18 protein-coding genes and 1 other annotated feature are annotated in these 18112 nt (G+C 53.2%); of the genes, 1 reads left to right on the top strand and 17 read right to left on the bottom strand.

The features are described 5' to 3' along the window. Window positions 1-23: 23 nt before the first annotated feature. Window positions 24-626 carry a ComEA family DNA-binding protein gene (locus tag JSQ80_RS19020; protein ID WP_206096336.1) on the bottom strand — a complete coding sequence of 201 codons (603 nt, stop codon included), beginning with the start codon at window positions 624-626 and terminating at the stop codon, window positions 24-26. A gap of 243 nt (window positions 627-869) precedes the next feature. Between JSQ80_RS19020 and comER the strand changes: the two genes are divergently transcribed. Next, on the top strand, window positions 870-1715 hold the full coding sequence (gene comER, locus JSQ80_RS19015; protein ID WP_206096335.1) for a late competence protein ComER: 846 nt from the start codon (window positions 870-872) through the stop codon (window positions 1713-1715). Here the strand turns inward: comER and leuS are convergent. The 16 genes from leuS to spoVAC form a co-directional block, all read right to left on the bottom strand. After that, a complete protein-coding gene (leuS, locus tag JSQ80_RS19010) occupies window positions 1696-4137 on the bottom strand; it encodes a leucine--tRNA ligase (protein WP_206096334.1) in 2442 nt (813 codons plus the stop codon). The genes comER and leuS overlap by 20 nt on opposite strands. Window positions 4138-4266: 129 nt before the next feature. Next, window positions 4267-4497, bottom strand: a binding site (T-box leader). Between the two features lie 184 nt (window positions 4498-4681). Beyond that, the gene (locus tag JSQ80_RS19005; RefSeq protein ID WP_206096333.1) at window positions 4682-5458 is read right to left on the bottom strand and encodes a class I SAM-dependent DNA methyltransferase; all 777 of its coding nucleotides are present in this window, start codon (window positions 5456-5458) and stop codon (window positions 4682-4684) included. A gap of 102 nt (window positions 5459-5560) precedes the next feature. Next, complete coding sequence (locus tag JSQ80_RS19000) at window positions 5561-6514, bottom strand: CvfB family protein (RefSeq protein ID WP_206096332.1); 954 nt, start codon at window positions 6512-6514, stop codon at window positions 5561-5563. Further along, window positions 6511-6858: a ribosome silencing factor gene (rsfS, locus tag JSQ80_RS18995; RefSeq protein ID WP_206096331.1), complete on the bottom strand. Its 348-nt coding sequence runs from the start codon at window positions 6856-6858 to the stop codon at window positions 6511-6513. The genes JSQ80_RS19000 and rsfS overlap by 4 nt, the downstream gene beginning before the upstream one ends. A gap of 15 nt (window positions 6859-6873) precedes the next feature. Next, window positions 6874-7458 carry a bis(5'-nucleosyl)-tetraphosphatase (symmetrical) YqeK gene (yqeK, locus tag JSQ80_RS18990; protein ID WP_206096330.1) on the bottom strand — a complete coding sequence of 195 codons (585 nt, stop codon included), beginning with the start codon at window positions 7456-7458 and terminating at the stop codon, window positions 6874-6876. Next, on the bottom strand, window positions 7430-8038 hold the full coding sequence (nadD, locus tag JSQ80_RS18985; protein WP_206096329.1) for a nicotinate-nucleotide adenylyltransferase: 609 nt from the start codon (window positions 8036-8038) through the stop codon (window positions 7430-7432). Before nadD ends, yqeK begins: the two co-directional genes overlap by 29 nt. Window positions 8039-8058: 20 nt before the next feature. After that, window positions 8059-8349, bottom strand: coding sequence for a ribosome assembly RNA-binding protein YhbY (gene yhbY / locus JSQ80_RS18980; protein ID WP_087432532.1), 291 nt, complete (start codon window positions 8347-8349; stop codon window positions 8059-8061). A 154-nt stretch (window positions 8350-8503) separates the two neighbouring features. After that, window positions 8504-9388: a shikimate dehydrogenase gene (gene aroE / locus JSQ80_RS18975; protein ID WP_206096328.1), complete on the bottom strand. Its 885-nt coding sequence runs from the start codon at window positions 9386-9388 to the stop codon at window positions 8504-8506. A 42-nt stretch (window positions 9389-9430) separates the two neighbouring features. Beyond that, the gene (yqeH, locus tag JSQ80_RS18970; protein ID WP_206097660.1) at window positions 9431-10540 is read right to left on the bottom strand and encodes a ribosome biogenesis GTPase YqeH; all 1110 of its coding nucleotides are present in this window, start codon (window positions 10538-10540) and stop codon (window positions 9431-9433) included. A gap of 5 nt (window positions 10541-10545) precedes the next feature. Beyond that, window positions 10546-11070: a YqeG family HAD IIIA-type phosphatase gene (locus JSQ80_RS18965; RefSeq protein ID WP_176392741.1), complete on the bottom strand. Its 525-nt coding sequence runs from the start codon at window positions 11068-11070 to the stop codon at window positions 10546-10548. Between the two features lie 173 nt (window positions 11071-11243). Beyond that, window positions 11244-13520: a transglutaminase TgpA family protein gene (locus tag JSQ80_RS18960; RefSeq protein ID WP_240463722.1), complete on the bottom strand. Its 2277-nt coding sequence runs from the start codon at window positions 13518-13520 to the stop codon at window positions 11244-11246. Beyond that, entirely contained in the window at window positions 13517-14770 is a 1254-nt protein-coding gene (locus JSQ80_RS18955) for a DUF58 domain-containing protein (RefSeq protein WP_206096327.1), read from the bottom strand. The genes JSQ80_RS18960 and JSQ80_RS18955 overlap by 4 nt, the downstream gene beginning before the upstream one ends. A 2-nt stretch (window positions 14771-14772) precedes the next feature. Continuing rightward, window positions 14773-15729 carry an AAA family ATPase gene (locus tag JSQ80_RS18950; protein ID WP_206096326.1) on the bottom strand — a complete coding sequence of 319 codons (957 nt, stop codon included), beginning with the start codon at window positions 15727-15729 and terminating at the stop codon, window positions 14773-14775. A 217-nt stretch (window positions 15730-15946) separates the two neighbouring features. Continuing rightward, window positions 15947-16297, bottom strand: a complete 351-nt coding sequence (spoVAE, locus tag JSQ80_RS18945) for a stage V sporulation protein AE (RefSeq protein WP_087433049.1) — start codon at window positions 16295-16297, stop codon at window positions 15947-15949. Between the two features lie 9 nt (window positions 16298-16306). Beyond that, entirely contained in the window at window positions 16307-17314 is a 1008-nt protein-coding gene (gene spoVAD, locus JSQ80_RS18940) for a stage V sporulation protein AD (RefSeq protein WP_206096325.1), read from the bottom strand. A 44-nt stretch (window positions 17315-17358) separates the two neighbouring features. Further along, the gene (gene spoVAC / locus JSQ80_RS18935; protein WP_206096324.1) at window positions 17359-17856 is read right to left on the bottom strand and encodes a stage V sporulation protein AC; all 498 of its coding nucleotides are present in this window, start codon (window positions 17854-17856) and stop codon (window positions 17359-17361) included. Between the last annotated feature and the right edge of the window lie 256 nt (window positions 17857-18112).

Raw genomic sequence — 18112 nt, 5'->3', positions numbered from 1 at the left:
CCCGGATATGCAACTGCCGCTCCTTACTCGACACTTATTTTGCCGCGCAGCTTGGCAAACATTTTGGGGCCGATGCCTTTTACTTTTGTTACGTCGCTCACTTTGTTAAAAGGTCCATGCTGCTCGCGGTAAGCGATAATCGCCTTCGCCTTGCTCGGTCCAATCCCCGGCAGCTCTGTCAGCAGATTAGCATCGGCTTGATTGATATTTATTAAGTTCCCCGAACCGGCTCTATGGGAATCCGTGAGTTCGGAAGATCTTGCGTCAGTCTGCTGCGTTGAGTGGATAGCCCGCGGGCTGGATGAAGCAGCCGGATCTGCCGATCGTGCGGATGCGTTGAGCTCAGGCTTGGCAGACTGTGGCGAAGATGAGGGCTCGTCCGGCCCTTCCTTGCCAGCCTTCGTACGGACCGGCACCGATTTATCCGCTTCATTCGGCTCTGTCTCTTGGGACGGGCCCAGCAACTGGGCAATTTCATCATTAACAGGTTGCCATATCCCAGTCTCTTGTTCCCATTGCGGTCTAAGCCATAGGCACATACATACGGCTAACCCGATAATTGCGATGCCGGTTCCCATGAACCAGCGCGACAGAAAAGAAGAACACAGCATTTTGAAATCTTTCATGCTACTACTCCTTTCGACATGACGATAAGGGTATAATGGTCAACCAATCCATCATATAATTTGAAGAAGTTGCTCAAAAAGCTTTCCTTTTGTCGGTCCCGATGTAGTTTTCTCGCGAAGAATTGTACTTCTCGGCGTCAAAAAGTGACCTTTTTGTACATGCACGTAAAGAAACATAAGCTAATGGTATGATGTGGATTTACAGCGTTAAACAAATAGTGTGTAGCAAAGGAGGGAACATCCGTGAAGGTCGGATTTATCGGTACGGGCAGTATGGGTTCAACGCTCATTGAAGCACTCATTCAATCGGGCGCCTTGGAACCGGAGCAGATTATCGCCAGCAACCGTACGATACAAAAAGTGCACAACCTTGCTTCTCAATACCCCGGACTTCAAGTGGCACTCAGCAATACGGAGACGGTGGAACAGAGCGACATCGTCTTCCTGTGCGTGAAGCCATCGGAATTCAAGCATGTGCTGGACGAAATCGCTGAGACAGCGGATGCTGCGCTCATTCTTGTATCCATCACAAGCCCGGTTCTGATCAAGCATTTGGAAAGCAGCTTAAAATGTAAAATCGCAAAAATTATTCCGAGCATTACGAATTATGTATGGAGCGGGGCATCGCTATGTATGTATGGGAGCCGCATTCAGACCGAGGATCGGCTGCTGCTGGAGCAATTGATGATGGCCATCAGTCGCCCGCTGCAAGTATCGGAGCAGTTCACCCGCATCACTTCAGATTTGGCAAGTTGCGGACCGGCATTTCTTGCATTTTTCTTACAGAAATGGGTGGGCGCCGCCGTCGAGGAAACTGGCATTGATCGGGAAGAAGCTTCGCGTCTGGCGTGCGAAATGTTGCTTGGAACAGGCAAGCTGTTAACGGAGGGCGGCTTTACGCTGGAGCAGCTGCAGCAGCGCGTAGCGGTCCCCGGCGGCATTACCGCCGAGGCGCTGCGGCTGTTAAATGATGAGCTGGAAGGTGTGTTCCAGAAGCTCATTGGAGTTACCCATGCGAAATATGAGGAGGACCTGGAGAAGGTCCACGCTCAACTCTTCGACCATGAAATTAACCGACCACAATATTGACGAGACGGCCTTTTACTGCGATGACTTTGCGAACGGTCTTGCCAGCAATGGCATTTTGAACGCTCTGCAGAGACATCGCTTTTTCTTGCATTGCAGCTTCGTCAGCATCGGCAGCTACTTTCATGCGCTCCGCTATTTTGCCGTTCACTTGAATGACGATTTCCACCTCGGCATCCACCGTCAATGCTTCGTCATAAGTCGGCCATGACACGTACGTAATCGATTCCTTATGGCCAAGACGCTGCCACAGCTCTTCGGCAATATGCGGCGCCAGCGGCGACAGCATTTGCACGAAATTCTCCATCGCCTGCCGCGGCAGAACATCGGTCTTATACGCTTCGTTGATGAAAATCATCAGTTGGCTAATCGCCGTGTTGAAGCGCAAGTTCTCCATGTCTTCCGTCACTTTCTTCACGGTCTTGTGCCATGTGCGCAAAAATGCATCGTTCGCGTTCCCGTCAACGATTTTGCTGTTCAATTGATCCTCTTCATTTACAAACAAGCGCCAGATCCGGTTCAGGAAGCGGAACATGCCTTCCACGCCGTTCGTGTTCCAAGGCTTGGTCACTTCCAGCGGCCCCATGAACATTTCATACATGCGGAGCGTGTCGCCGCCGAACTCGTTCACAATATCGTCCGGGTTGATCACGTTGCCGCGGGATTTAGACATTTTCTCGCCGTTTGTGCCGAGAATCATCCCTTGGTTGACCAGCTTATAGAATGGTTCTTTCGTTTCCACGACACCGAGATCGTAGAGCACCTTGTGCCAGAAACGGGCATAGAGCAAATGAAGCACCGCATGCTCCACTCCTCCGATATACAAGTCCACCGGCAGCCATTTCGCAAGCTTTTCCTTCGAACAGATCTCGTTCTCGTTCTTCGGATCGATGAAGCGCAGGTAATACCAGCAGCTTCCCGCCCATTGCGGCATCGTGTTCGTCTCGCGGCGCGCCTTGAGCCCCGTCTCGGAATCGACCGTATTCACCCACTCGGTCACGTTCGCAAGCGGCGATTCTCCCGTCCCGGAAGGACGGATCTGGTCGATATCCGGCAGCAGGACCGGCAGTTCCGATTCCGGTACCGGCTTCATCGTGCCGTCTTCCAGATGAAGAATCGGAATCGGCTCGCCCCAGTAGCGCTGACGGCTGAACAGCCAGTCGCGCAAACGGTACGTGACTTTGCCTTTCCCTTTGCCTTCCGCTTCCAGCCATTCAATCATGCGAGCCATCGCCTGCTCGTTCGACAAGCCGTTCAAGAAGCCGGAATTGACGTGAGCGCCGTCACCGGAATAAACTTCCTTCGTGATGTCGCCGCCTGCGACGACCTCCACAATCGGAAGCTCGAACTGCTTCGCGAATTCCCAGTCCCGTTGGTCGTGGCCTGGAACGGCCATAATCGCTCCCGTACCGTAACCGGCAAGCACATAGTCTGCGATCCAGATAGGCAGCTTAGCTCCATTGGCCGGATTCACCGCATATGTGCCCGTGAACACGCCGGTCTTGTCTTTCGCCAAGTCCGTGCGCTCCAGGTCGCTCTTGCGCGCAGCTTGCTCTTGGTAAGCCTTCACGGCAGCTTGCTGTTCCGGAGTCGTAATTCGCTCTACGAGCTCGTGCTCCGGCGCCAGCACGCAATAGGTCGCGCCGAACAGCGTATCGGGACGTGTCGTGAAGACGACGAGTTCATCCTCGAATCCGTCAATCGCAAAGCGCGCTTCCGCGCCTTTCGATTTGCCGATCCAATTGCGCTGCATGTCTTTGATGCTTTCCGGCCAATCAAGCTCTTCCAAATCTTCCAGCAGCCGTTCCGCGTATTCCGTAATTCGCAGCACCCATTGACGCATCGGCTTGCGGATGACCGGATGGCCGCCGCGTTCGGACTTGCCGTCGATAACCTCTTCATTCGCCAGCACCGTGCCGAGTGCAGGACACCAGTTCACCGGAAGCTCCGAGACGTATGCAAGCCCCTTCTTGTACAGCTGGATGAAAATCCATTGCGTCCATTTGTAATAATCGGGATCAGTCGTGCTGAATTCGCGGTCCCAATCGTACGAGAAGCCGAGCGATTTGATTTGGCGGCGGAAGGTGTTGATATTCTTCACCGTAATGTCGCGCGGATGCTCTCCCGTATCGAGCGCATGCTGCTCGGCAGGCAGTCCGAAGGCGTCCCATGCCATCGGATGAAGCACATTATATCCTTGCATCCGCTTATAACGGGAGACGATATCGGTTGCTGTATACCCTTCCGGATGACCTACATGCAGGCCCGCGCCGGATGGATACGGGAACATATCGAGCGCGTAGAACTTCGGTTTATCTTCATCTTCAAGCGTCGCAAACGTCTTCTGCTCATCCCAGTACGCTTGCCACTTCGGCTCGATGGATTGCGGCTGATAGCCGTGCGGTTGTTTCACTTCTTGACTCATACTTAGCCTCCTCATGATGCACCATGTGGCTGCACGCGCAAACCACATTGAAGTGCCTAAGCAATAATGCAGGTTCGAACTTGAACAGTCCCTTAATGGTAAAAAAGCCCCTCGTCCGTAGCGTTAATCGCTAGGGACGAGAGGCATAATTCCCGTGGTACCACCCTAGTTAGCGAAAGGCATGCTTTGCCCTTCACTCCCTCTACACCTGTAACGCAGGTGACGCGTCGCAGCATAAGCCCTTCCGCTTCCGCTGCGCGACTCTAAGGCGAGTTCACCTTCTTCCACCACCGATTCCCACCAAACACCGGCTCTCTGACAGATGGTCGATAAGCTACTAATCCTCTTCGTTGTCTTTGCTACACTTATTCGAATATTACGCATGTGCCTGCGATCAGTCGCAAGTAGCTATATCATAAAGAAAAAAACGCATATTGTCAACGTTTGTCGCATCAGGATACTATGCTTCTTACAGCAGTCTCGCCATTCTCAGATAACGTCCTTCAGTCTCAGCATTCTCAATAACGAATGGAAGTGTATCACATCAAGAGCTCGCTGCTTCTTCTTTCACCGCAACGAAGAAAATCCGCTGCGCGTCCGCACTCGGCTGTTCCCAAGTAAAATCGGCAAACGTCTCAACCTGATTGAAGCCCGCATCTCTAAGACACTGTGCAAGCCACGTAATATCATAGGCGCGCTGCACGTGGGCTTCATCCACACGTTCAAACAACCCGCCATTCTCTTGGCGAACGAACAGCGTCAACTGATGTTCAATCTCTTTGCGGCCCTCATCAAAATCGGAGAACCAAATATAGGCGATATCTTCCTCATCATAGGCAAAGGGCTGCGTATTTGCATACTCTTCGAATAGGCGGACAGACAGCACATCGAACAAAAACATTCCGCCTGGCCGCAATTGATCGTATGTCGATTGGAGCACCTGCATGACTTCCTTTTGCTCCGTAATATAGTTCAAGCAATCGCAAAAGGACACGACCGCATCTACGGAGTCAGGGACCGACCAGCGGCGCATGTCTTGGCACACCCATTGCACGTTCCCCTTCAGCGGAGGATGAGCAACCGTCTTGTTCTGGGCAATGGCCAGCATCGTCTCCGACAGATCAATCCCGGTAACCTCGTAGCCTTGGGCCGCCAACGGCAACGAGATATTGCCTGTTCCGCAGCCGAGATCGACAACGCGTTCCAGCTTCCCGCCTCCGTATCGACGCCATGCCTCTTCGGCGAATGCAGTCCACTCTTCATATGGCATATCCGCCATTAAGCGGTCATATACCTCGGCAAATCGGCCGTACGATTCCATAACTCTCGTCCTTCCTCATCCGTTCCCATTTGAGCGCGAAGCATTCCCAAGTGATCATTCATTCCCACATCGAATCCTGCATTTAAACTTGAACAGCCTCCATTAGCGGCTTGGCTTGCGCGGCGCCGATTGCGCCTGCTGCAGCACGCCCGCCAATTCGTCCATGGCCAGATCCTTCCCTGCTTGGGTCAGCTCCGTCCAGCTTCCGTTCTGGCTAATCAATCCCGCTTTCATCAAACGCCCGATCGATCTCTTAAATGCGGATTTGCTCATGCTAAAGCGCTGCTTCACGATATCGGCCGGCGTCTCGTCCGAGTATGGCATCGTTCCGTTCGGACGATCCTTCAGGAAGCGGAACAACCGATCCGCATCCTTATCCATCCCGACTTCCTTGCGTTCCGCGGTCGTGACGTTGACACGCCCGTCCTCGCGCACGTGCGTAATTCGCACACGAATCCGTTCGCCAAGCCGAAGCGGCCGCAGGCGCTCAGACTCGTGCAGCAGGCCGATGACGCCGAAGCCAATCGGAGCGCCGTCGACCACGAAGAACGTCCCCATCTTCAGCGGACGGTACACAATCGCCTCATGCCAAGTATTGAGCCATGCTTCCGGCGCATGAAAGACGAGCGGGAGCACATCATCCTCCCGCGCAGGCAGGGCGACAAGGCGGCCAAACTTGTCATGAGCCATTTTGACATACACATCATCACCCAGCTGCGGATGCAGGGGTTCGTAATCCGGCAGCTCGCCCATCGGCAGCAGCAGCTGGCGGCCAATGCCCATTTCCAAGAAGCAGCCGTATTTCGGATGGATGTCAGCCACCTTCAGACAAGCGACTTCGCCAAGCGTCAAATAAGGGCGCTTCATCGTGGCAGCCAGCCGGTCTTCCGTATCGAAAAACAGAAATACCTCCACTTGTTCGCCCGGCTTTACCGATCCGGTCATTTCCGAATAATGCAGCAGCACATCCAGCTCGCCGTCGGTCAAAAAATAACCGTACGGAGAAACTTCACGCGCAACCGTTAATTGTTGAATCTTGCCCGCAATCAAGGTCATGCCATTTCCACAACTTTCGCATCGGACCACAGCTTCTCGATGCTGTAGTACTCCCGTTCGTCGCGATGGAACACATGCACGATAACATCGCCTAAGTCCAAAAGAACCCAACGGGCGGAATCAAAGCCTTCCGTGCCGCGAATGTGAGCGCCCGCTTCATGCACGCGCTTGCGGATTTCATTCGTAATGGCTTGAACCTGAGTGTCCGAATTCCCGTGACATACGACAAAGTAGTCCGCTATAAGAGAGATGCCTTGCAAATCAAGGACGACCAGATTCATCGCTTTTTTATCTTCAGCCGCGTCCACGGCGATTTCAAGTAATTGTTTTGCACTGATTGCCATTGTTCAACCTCCATTTCATTGGGAAAGCTCTTGTTCCAGTTCTTCAATCAAACTGTTTCTTGCCAATATCGTGAGGGGAAAGACGCGCCGGCGCTTGGCAAGCAAGAAGCTCACCGTCGAATCAAACCCCGCTACGAGCGCCGTGTTCACATCACGCTCTGCCAGCTCGCGTATGCGATCGACGCCTGGAAAGTCGCGTCCGGGCTCTATGTAATCCGCCAAGCACACGATCTTGTCCAGCAGCGTCATGTGAACGCGTCCTGATGTGTGATACCGTATGGCATCCAGTATTTCTTCGTCTTCGATCCCGTATTCATGCTGAGCGACATATGCTCCTACTGGAGCGTGCCATAACTGCTTGTCATGCAGCAGCAGCTCCGGCGGCATATGCTGCTTGCGGATGATCTCTTCCAGTCGAGCCGTCGGCCAATATTTGGCTACATCATGCAAAATGGCTGCGAGTTCCGCCTTGAGCGGATCTGCTCCGTACTTGTTCGCGAGCCGGATCGCCGTATTCATTACTCCTTGGGTATGCTGCCAGCGTTGTTCCGGCATTTGGGCTTGGACGGATTCAATCATTTTTTCCCGTGCTTGATTCATAAAGACCCCACCTTGCAATATAATGTTCAACCGCATCCGGCACCAAGTAACGAATGGATCTGCCCTCGGCAAGGCGTTGTCTAATCATCGTGGATGAAATATCCATCTGCGGCATGTCCGCAGGGGTAATGCGTTCTTGCCACACAGAGGGCAGCATATCCAATTGCCATGGCGTTCCCGGGCGACGGAGACCGACAAAAGAAATGCTGGCCATCAACTCATCGATCCGATGCCATTGCGGCAAATAAGCGACCATGTCGCCTCCGATGATCCACGACCATTCCACACCCGGGTGCGTCTCCCGCAAGCCGGATACCGTATCGGCTGTATACGATACTCCCCCGCGCGCATACTCCCAATCACTTACACGAAAGCACGGATTCCCCTGTACCGCAAGCTTCGTCATCTCAAACCGCTGCTCAATGGCTGCCACCGGTTGGCGGGATTTATGCGGGGGAACGCTTGCCGGCATGAACCACACTTCATCCAGCAATGCCGCTTCCCGCGCACACTCCGCAGCGATCAGATGCCCCAGATGTATCGGGTCGAACGTACCGCCCATGATGCCAATATGTTTCATGGGTAGGCCTCCTGTGCCGATTAAGGCAGTTCAATCTGTTTTTTCTCTTCAGACTCTTTGTACAGGACAATCGTCTTGCCGATAACCTGCACGAGCTCTGCACCCGAACGCGAAGACAATTGTTCCGCCACTTCATAACGATCGTCCAAGCAATTGTTCAGGATCGATACTTTAATCAATTCGCGCACTTCCAATGCTTCTTGAATGTGGCGAATGAGTTGATCGTTCGTGCCGCCCTTGCCTACTTGAAAAATAGGCTGTATATGATGAGCGAGAGATCGCAAATAACGTTTCTGTTTACCCGTTAGCATATGTTTACCTGCCTTATCTGTATCTTATTAGTATGAAATTCATGAAGATGATCTTGTTTGAAAAGGGACCATTTGAACTCGCACTTGAAGCAACCTGCCGCCTCGTTATCTTCCAATCCGGCATTGACATGCCGAACGAGCCATCCACAGGTTATTATAGCGTGCGCAGCACTTCCCGTCTCATCAGCTCCGCCGGAGCCTGCTTGCCTGTCCACATTTCAAATGCGATCGCGCCCTGATAGACGAACATTCCTAGTCCGCTATGCGTTCGGCAGCCTGTCCGCCGCGCGGCTTGCAAGAGCGCGGTGTCGAGCGGATTGTAGACGATATCGCTCACGATCAAATGCGCCTGCAGCCAATCCGGGTTGAGAGGAATGGCTTCGACATCCGGATGCATGCCGACAGATGTCGTGTTGATGACGATATCGGCCTGCTCCGCATCGATGTCCGGAGCTTCCAGCAACGGCACGACCCGTATCTGACCGTATGGGGACAAATCGTCGGCTAACGCTTGCGCTCTTTCGACCGTCCGGTTAGCAATGCTCAGCTCCTGACAGCCTTCCTTCAACAACGCGTAAGCAATTCCGCGCGCCGCCCCTCCGGAACCGATTAACAGAATCCGGGCCGCAGAAAGATCCGGCATCATCTCTTCCTTCAAGGAACGCACATAGCCGAGACCATCCGTATTATATCCGATAAGCTTCCCGCCCCGGCGGACGATCGTGTTGACCGCTCCAATGACTTGCGCGCTTTCGTCGATATCATCCAAATATGCCATGACCCGTTCTTTATGCGGAATCGTCACATTAACTCCGCCGATGCCCAGCGCGCGAATTCCTTGCACGGCCTGCTCCAGCTCATGCGGCAGCACATGAAATGCGGCATAGATCCCGTTCACATTCATGCTTCTCAAAGCCGCGTTATGCATGAGCGGCGATTTGGAATGCTTAATCGGATCGCCGATGACCGCATACAACGCCGTTGAACTGTCCAGCGCCCGCACCTGCTTGCCCACTGCATCTGCCGCTTCCGCTTCCATCGTTCTCCGCTCCTCTGCCCAAGTTCTATTATAAAATGCCGTTTATAGCAACGAACGGCGTGTAAGCACCTTGACTCCCTTTGGAGCATGGACTTCCACAAGCGCCCCGGCTGTTCCGTTGCAGGTTATCCATCCGAGACCCGAAATAAAGACGTCGGTCTCGCCCCCCCGCGCAATTCGGAATTGATGCTTCGTCCAGGCAGGAAGCTCGTCCGCACGCTCACGCGTAGGCGGAGCAAGCAGCTCGCCCCGGTGGTCACGATACAATTCATCGGCCCGTTCCAGCTTTGTCCGATGGATAGGAAGCCCGTTCGAGACGTAGCAAGTAAAGGATTGGCGTTCCCCTTCCAAGAAGTCGAAACGCGCAAAAGCGCCAAAGAACAACGTCTGCCCTGCATTCAGCTGATATACTGCAGGCTTCAGCGGCTTGTCGGGCAGCAGCGCGCCCAAATCTTCACGATGCGCCAGCTCAGTCATGCGGCTCGGGTATACAATTCCCGGCGTATCGATAATATGCTTGCCGTCATCAAGCGGAATATGCACGACATCGAGTGTCGTGCCCGGATAGCGCGACGTCGTCAATTCTTGCTCCATGTCGCTGTAATCGTTGATAAGACGGTTTATGAGAGTCGATTTTCCGACATTGGTTGCCCCGACGACATAGACATCGCGTCCTTGACGCCACTCCCCGACCTGGTCAACCAGGCGTTCAAACCCTTGGTTGCGCTTCGCGCTGACGAGAATGACGTCTACGATGCGCAAGCCGTGCTCCTTCGCCTGACGCTGCACCCAGTTGGTAATGCGGTTCCAGTTCGTCGCTTTCGGCAGCAAATCGATTTTGTTCACGACCAGCAGCACCGGGTTGTTGCCAACGAAGCGCTGCAGCCCCGAGATGACGCTCCCGTCAAAATCGAACAAGTCAACGATATGAATGACGAGTGCGTCCTCCTCGCCGATGCGTCCCAGCATACGCAAAAATTCATCCTGGTCTATTGCGACAGAAGCCGCTTCGTTATAATGTTTAATCCGGAAGCAGCGCTGACATATAATCGGCGTCCGTTCCAAAGCTTTGCCCGGCACGTAACCCGGTTGTTCCGAGCGCTCCGTCTGCAGCGTCACGCCACAGCCGCTGCAAGCTCGTGCCTCTTTCATTTCACTCAATGTCGTTCCTCCTCGTGCCACAATCCTTTTTTACGCAGTCGAGCCGTAACGATGCGCTCGATGCGTCGATTGACGCGTGTCATCCAGCCTTCATCCTGAATGGCTATCGGCTGGACCAATATTGTAAACATACCGATGCGATTGCCCCCGAGAACATCCGTAAGCATCTGGTCGCCGACGACGACCGTTTGATCAGGTGTAAGCCCCATTAGCTGAAGCGCTTTATGAAAGGCTCGTTGCGCTGGCTTGCGTGCCGCGTGAACAAATTGAATATCAAGCGGCGTTGCGAAGCGGGATACGCGTGTATGATCATTGTTCGATACAATGACCACCTTAAATTTTTGGCGTTTCACTTCCTCTAGCCATGCGGCCAGTTGCGGTGTCGCCAGAGGGTCTTTCGCACCTACAAGGGTATTGTCCAAGTCTGTAATAATCCCTTGAATCCCTTTCTCCTTCAGCATGGCCAGATCGATGTCATAGACCGTGCTCACCCGAAGACGGGGAATAAGCCCTTCCAACAAAGCAGTCACCTCGTTTTCATACGAAAAACTATACCATATTCTTTGTTTTTCGTGCAAAAAAATGCCGTTCCTGTACGGAACGGCATGCAATCGTCACATTCACGCGCCCATTCTCTAGCTTTCCCGCTTTCATTCCGTCTCTTTTGCCGTTAACTTTCGGAAACCTTCCATACTCATCCCGCCTGCTTAAATTGGCGCACGGCGACTTTCAATCGTTCTACGTCCGCTTCCTGAGCAACATCGTGACCATATTTGGCTTGTTCAAACAACGGAACGATCGTATTGACGGAGGCATAACGTTCGTCATTGCCCTTGCACCAACGGTAAGCCGCTTCCCGCACCGTTTCGTGCGGCGCTTTGCGCATCCCCTTCAGGCGGCAATAACTGATCCACATTTCGGTCTCCAGAACAATTTTTTCATTCGGCGTTAAATTGCGTCTCCATTTGCGAATCCACCGAAGCGAGAAACCTACCGCCCGCCATCTCCACAAGAAAAACGCCAGCGCACCAATAAGGATGGCCAAAACAATCATACGAGCCGCTGTCGTCACCCAAGCCGGCAAAGACGATTGCGTCTGTTCCTGCTTGCTGAGCGTCTCTTTGTCCTGCACTTTTTCTTTCGTTTTTTCTTGTTCGATAGCTGGCTCCGTCTTCTCTTCTTCCTTCGGTTCCCATCGAGGCATGCTGAATCCAGGCGTTGGCTCAAACGCAATCCAGCCGTAATCGCCCATATACACTTCCACCCATGAATGGGCATCTGCGTTCGTGACACGGAAAGTGCCACCGGAATCAGGATCGAATTGGCCCAGCATCATATGATCGCTCATGCCTTCACGAACTCCGGGGGCGTATCCTTTGACCCAACGGGTCGGCACATTGACCGAACGCAGCATCACGGCCATCGCCGTTGAGAAATAATCACAATACCCTTCCTTCACTTCAAACAAGAACCCGTCCACGAAATCTTCACTGGCGCGCAATGAGATGTCGGGCGTATTCGTATATTTGAACTGGCTGCGCAAATAGTTCTCGATTTGCTTCGCTTTATCGTAATCGTTCGTCGCATTCGCCGTCAACTGCTCGGCAAGATCGCGCACGCGCGGGGGCAGCTTCTCTGGAAGCTGCACATACTTGCTGAAGCCGAAACGTTCTGCGGCGTTGCCATCTCCTGCCGAGGCTTGGCGCAGCTTCTCCTCAGACACGACAGGAACCCGCGAGACGACGGTATAGCTATCCGGATACGGTGAGCTTGGCGAACCCAAATAATGAATTTCGCTATCTCTTCCATTCCACCAGAGCTCGCCAATATTTTCGCTCTTGATGTCGTTAATGGATTCAATTGCCTGCATGCCAAACAGCACCGGATACGCTTGCCCGCTCGCCATATGGAACGTCTGCTTGATTTCACGGGTCGGTATTCCGCTTGATGGCGCGCCTTCCGCTTCAATGCGCGTATCCGTTCGCACTTGCTCCTGAGCGTCGGTCCGGTTCAAATCCCGCCACCCTTGCCCGGTGTATAGCTCCTTCGCCTCGCCCCGCCAGTATCCTCTCGCATCTGATTCCACGGTCATAACCGGCATATAGTCCATTTGAAATCCATTTCCGAGCTGGCTATCCTGCTGACTATACCCCGATGTGCTCGTACGCGCAGAATCGCCGGATCCCGTGACGTCCGCCATAATGCGTTCGACGATGTTGCCGCCGTCGCCGTACCGGTTATTCCATGCCGTATATGGATCCGTTAATATCGGTTCGAACTCCGGCACACTGACTCCGATAGACATAATAACGGCAATGATAAAGAAGGCGCTCATCGCCATTTGGAGCGGATAACGCAATGAATTGCGCCATATATGAGGATACTGCTGCTTCATTTGTCCAAAATGCAAGGTAATGAGCCACACCAATGAAGCGCCGACAATCCAAGCCACCTGCTGCCAGAGCATCGTTTCCGTAAAGGAGTCCAGTATTCCAAATACAATAATTTGCACAAGAAGCCAAATAATGACCCTGCCGCATCCTCTCACAATTTGCCCGATTGCCTCATAGACCAGCCACAAGCCGAGCACAAACCAAATATAAGGATGAAAAGAAGCAAACGATTCCGATAGTTTGCTGCCGGAAGCCCAGAGATCGTATTGAATGAGTTCTCTATAGACAACCCACAAAATAAGAGGCAGGCCGATTAAGAGTCTCCCGGCAAAATGCATGGGAAAGATGACGGAAGCGCCCCAGAGCACAATTAAGGCAGCTTTGGACATAACAATCGTCTCGTCGAACCAGTACGGCTCAAGCATGACGATCCACTGCCAGGACATTGCGATAAGGCATGTCCATATCAACCTTTCATTCCAGTGAGAAAACAGAAACCGCTGTAATCGCTTCGTTGACGAAGGCGGCTTCTGTGACAGCGGACGCTTTGCCGCGTTCGAACGCCTCGCGAGATTCAACGCGCTTCACCTCCCAGCAGCTGAGGCAACTGTTGGAGCTGGCCAAGCGGAATATATTGAAATCGATGCTTGCCAAGCATTCGAATCCGGGCATTGTCTGCCGGTGCGTCTCCGCCGCCCTGAACCTGGACGTAAGTGCCATATCCCCCTGCCTTGGACAAAGAGCTGGCAACGGATGCGTCCTCGTCTGTCAAGCGGCCGCTAATCCAAGCAATCGCAGCACCGTTTAAGCGCAAGCCACGCTCTATAAGCTGCTTGTAAAGACGGCCTTCTTCTTGCTCTGGCCGCTCCTGATGTACGGCTGACAGCCATTGCTTGAAGGCTAGCGGCTGCGTGCGTACTGTATCTGCATCCCACCATTTCAGGCCGTTGCCAATAGCAGCGATGTAAGCCGGCCGCTCATTCATTCTGGCATAATCAGCCAATGAAGCGGACGCGCTTATGGCTGTCTCAAAGGTGTGCGCCTCCTCATATACTTCAGCTCTCACATCCATCACGATGAGAATAGGCGAAGAGGATTCGCGATCGAACTGCTTCGACTTCAATACCCCCGTCTTTGCTGTCGCATTCCAATGAATGCGCGAGAGCCGATCGCCATGGACGTATTCACGCACTCCGTTTAATTGTGTGGATTCCCTTCTGCTCATTTGACGGCTCTGCGCCAGATGGCCTTGACCGTCCTGCCGCTCCGCCTGATTCCACCTCGGAATCGACACGGTTGCCGGCATCACATAGAAGGTTGCGGGAGCTTCGAACTTGCCGTGATGCTCGAACACACCGAATAAATCCCTCGAGCAGCAAGAAGTCGCCTCATAACGATACCAGCCCCGCTGTAAAAACGGCGTGCGATAGGACAACACGGCACTACGCTTCGCATCCAAGCTGACGACGGTTTCTTCATCGTAATAACGCTCTCCGAAGCGCCACAATTGTTCCCGCACAATGAGATATGGCAGCGGAAACCAGCCTGGAACGGCAATCCGCACGGATACGTTGATTCTGGACCGTGCAGGGACGAACTTGCTCATCCCGGTTCCTAGCGTTCGTTCCCCGCGTACTCTGCGAATGCCTCCCGCCAGTCCGGACAACCAGTAGACCGCAAGCAGCGTCGCCATCGACAGAAGCATGAACGAGGTCTTGCCGCCTTGAAACAGAAAATAGAACAGACACGAGACATAGATTCCAACCGCGATAACAATCGGCCGCTTGCGCGAACGACCTTGGCGTGGAATAAGTTCCATGTTATTCATGCTCATATCTCCATTCGAATCGGCACCGGTATGTTCTGCACCACTTCCCGCAAAATATGATTGCCGCTTATCCCGTCCATCTTCGCTTCCATGCCGAGCACAAGGCGGTGGTTCAGCGCATAAGGAAGCAAAATTTTCACATCATCCGGCGTAACGAAGCTTCGCTCGCGAATCCAGGCCCTGGCTTTGGCAGCTTGCATCAAAGCTACCGAAGCGCGCGGGCTTGCGCCCAAGACGATATGAGGGTGCTCGCGAGTCGCGCGCACAATGTCAATAATATAAGCTGCAACAGCGTCATCAATATGCACGCAGCGAGCAGCTTCCTGCATTTCTTTGATCGCGGCTATGTCCGTCACCGGTTCTACTCTCTCCGAAGGCAGCCCTTCCATGTGACGGGCCAGCATCGTCCGTTCGGTCGTTTCGTCCGGATACCCGAGATGGACCTTGAACATGAAGCGATCAAGCTGCGCTTCCGGCAGCATGAAGGTTCCTTCGAATTCAATCGGATTCTGCGTCGCGAAGAGCACAAACGGCGAAGGCAAGTCGAACGTCTCGCCGTCTACTGTGATGTGGTGCTCCTCCATCGCTTCAAGCAGCGCCGACTGCGTCTTCGTCGTCGCCCGGTTAATCTCGTCGACGAGCAGCACGTTCGTCATCACCGGACCCGGCCGATACACGAACTCCTGCTCTTTCGGATGAAAAATAAAAACTCCGGTAATATCGGTAGGCAGTATGTCCGGGTTGCATTGAACCCGGCGGAATTGTCCATTCATCGTACGGGCGAGTGACTTCACAAGTTGAGTCTTGCCTGTGCCCGGCACATCTTCAATAAGGACGTGGCCGCCGGCCAGCAAGGCGGTTAACAGCAATTCAATTTCAAATGCCTTTCCCAAAATACATCGTTCCAATGTCGATTGCATCTGCTTCATGACGGAATGCAGCGAATGATAGGTTGGCATGGCAACGACCTCCCCTTCCATATAAAAATTTGGCGGATTCACAACACGTCTGATGAGCTTAATCAGATGCGTTTCGCTTACATTTTTTCATTTTACACCATTCGAGGAATAAGGTACATGTACGGATCATCCGAATAGATTTGGAAGCTTTGGCAAAAAAATAAGCCCCGCTGCCAGTGGCTCGGAGCTTATCATTATGGGTATTGAAGGAGAAGGACTAGCCTTTGGGACGCACGACCAGGGCTGCCAGAAAGGAAAAGACGATGGCTGCCGATATCCCTGCGCTCGTTGTCTTGAAAATTCCGCTCACGGCTCCGACCCAGCCATCTGACTTCAGGTCCGTCAACGCACCGTGGACAAGCGAGTTCCCGAAGCTGGTAATCGGCACGGTAACGCCTGCGCCGGCAAAGTCGATAAGCGGCTCATACCAACCCAAGCCATCGACTATCGCGCCTGTCACAACGAGAATGCTCATCGTATGCGCCGGAGTCAGCTTTGCCACATCAAACATAAGCTGGCCAATTACGCAAATGAGTCCCCCGATAATGAAGGCCCATAAATAAGTCATCATTACATATCATCCTTCCATTTCAATCGTGACGGCATGCGCAATGCAGGGAATGGTCTCCCCTTGTTGGTAAGACAACGGAGACAGCAGCGCCCCCGTTGCTGCAACAAGCACGCGCCGCAGTTCTCCTTTTTGCATGCGCTTCAAAATATGTCCGTACGTCACCACGGCGGAGCAGGCGCATCCGCTGCCGCCGGCTTGCACGGATTGTTTCTCTACGTCAAACATCATGAGTCCGCAATCTTGAAAATTGGCTTCATCCATCGGCACGCCGTGCTTTTTGAATAAGTCCCTTGCAATCGGATGCCCGACGCTGGCCAAGTCGCCCGTCGCGATGAGATCGTAGTCCTGAGGAGAGCGGTTCAAGTCTTTCAGATGCGTCAATATGGTATCTACTGCCGCAGGCGCCATCGCCGCTCCCATATTAAAGGGATCCGTTATGCCAAGATCGACAATCTTCCCGATTGTCGCTGCAGTCACTCGCGGACCCACTCCTTTTTTGGCCACTACCGCCGCTCCTGATCCTGTTACTGTATATTGGGCGGTCGGCGGTTTTTGGGAGCCATATTCCGTCGGATAGCGGAACTGCTTCTCGGCTGTGCAGTTATGGCTGCACGTCCCCGCCATCGCATAGTTCGCATTGCCGGAGTCAACGAGCAGCGAGGCTATCGCGAGCGTCTCCATCGAAGTGGAACACGCGCCGAAGACGCCGATATAAGGGACACCGAGCGTCCGGGCGGCAAATGAATTGCTTATAATCTGATTCATCAAGTCGCCGCCGACAAAAAAGTTCAATTGATCCTGCGTAATATTGGCGTTCACAACGGCTAACTGGGTGGCCTGTTCCAATAGCTTGCGCTCGGCCTTCTCCCAGCTTTTCTCCTGCATATCCAAATCATCGTGAATGAAATCAAAATCGGCTGCGAGAGGCCCCTCTCCCTCATCCGGCCCGACGACGGTTGCGGTGCCGATAATGACAGGTCGGTTCGCAAACTGCCATGTGCGACCTACTTGCATCGGAATGCCTCCTCCTTCCTCTTGTCGGAATGTCCGTCCTCGCCTTAATGCTGAAGACCGAACAGATAATAGACGAGCGCCACAATAAAGGCAGCCACCGTCCCGAACACGACAACGGAACCAGCGAGCTTGAACATGTTGCCCCCAACGCCAAGCACCAGCCCCTCTGCGCGATGCTCCAAGGCCGCCGAGCACATCGAGTTGGCAAATCCGGTAACGGGAACAGCCGAGCCCGCTCCGGCCCACTGCGCAATTTTGTCGTACACTCCGAAGCATGTCAGAATGACAGAGATCAGAATCAATGTCACTACGGTCGGATTGGTTGCCTGCTTCTCGCTCATATGGAAGAACGTCATGTACATCTGTTGTAAGGCTTGTCCGATTAGACAGATCGTGCCGCCGACCAAAAAAGCCCGTATGCAATTTTTGAATACGGACCGGGACGGCTCACGCTGTTTGGCGATTTTTTTGTACTCCTGCTCCGACAGGGTCCAATTCCCCAGCTTCCATTTTGCGGACTGGGATTTGCTAGATGCTGCCATGCCCCCACCTCCTGCGTCAAACTATGGTTCTATTTCTATTCCATCACAGTATTTGTCTTTTCGATTCGGAATATGTCTAGGCATGGCAATCGTTAAAATGTAACATTTTGTATATGAAACAACAGCAGGCAGCACAGGGCAAGCAGCACAAACAGCACAAGGGCGAGACAGTCAAATGACACATTGCTCCGCTTCATCGTAATCCATCCTCTCGAATTTTTCGCCTCCATCAGCATCAAAATGCATGGGCATAGGT

It is taken from the genome of Paenibacillus apiarius (genome assembly GCF_017052585.1).
Lineage (GTDB): Bacteria > Bacillota > Bacilli > Paenibacillales > Paenibacillaceae > Paenibacillus_B > Paenibacillus_B apiarius.
This window is presented reverse-complemented; position numbering and strand designations above follow the sequence as displayed.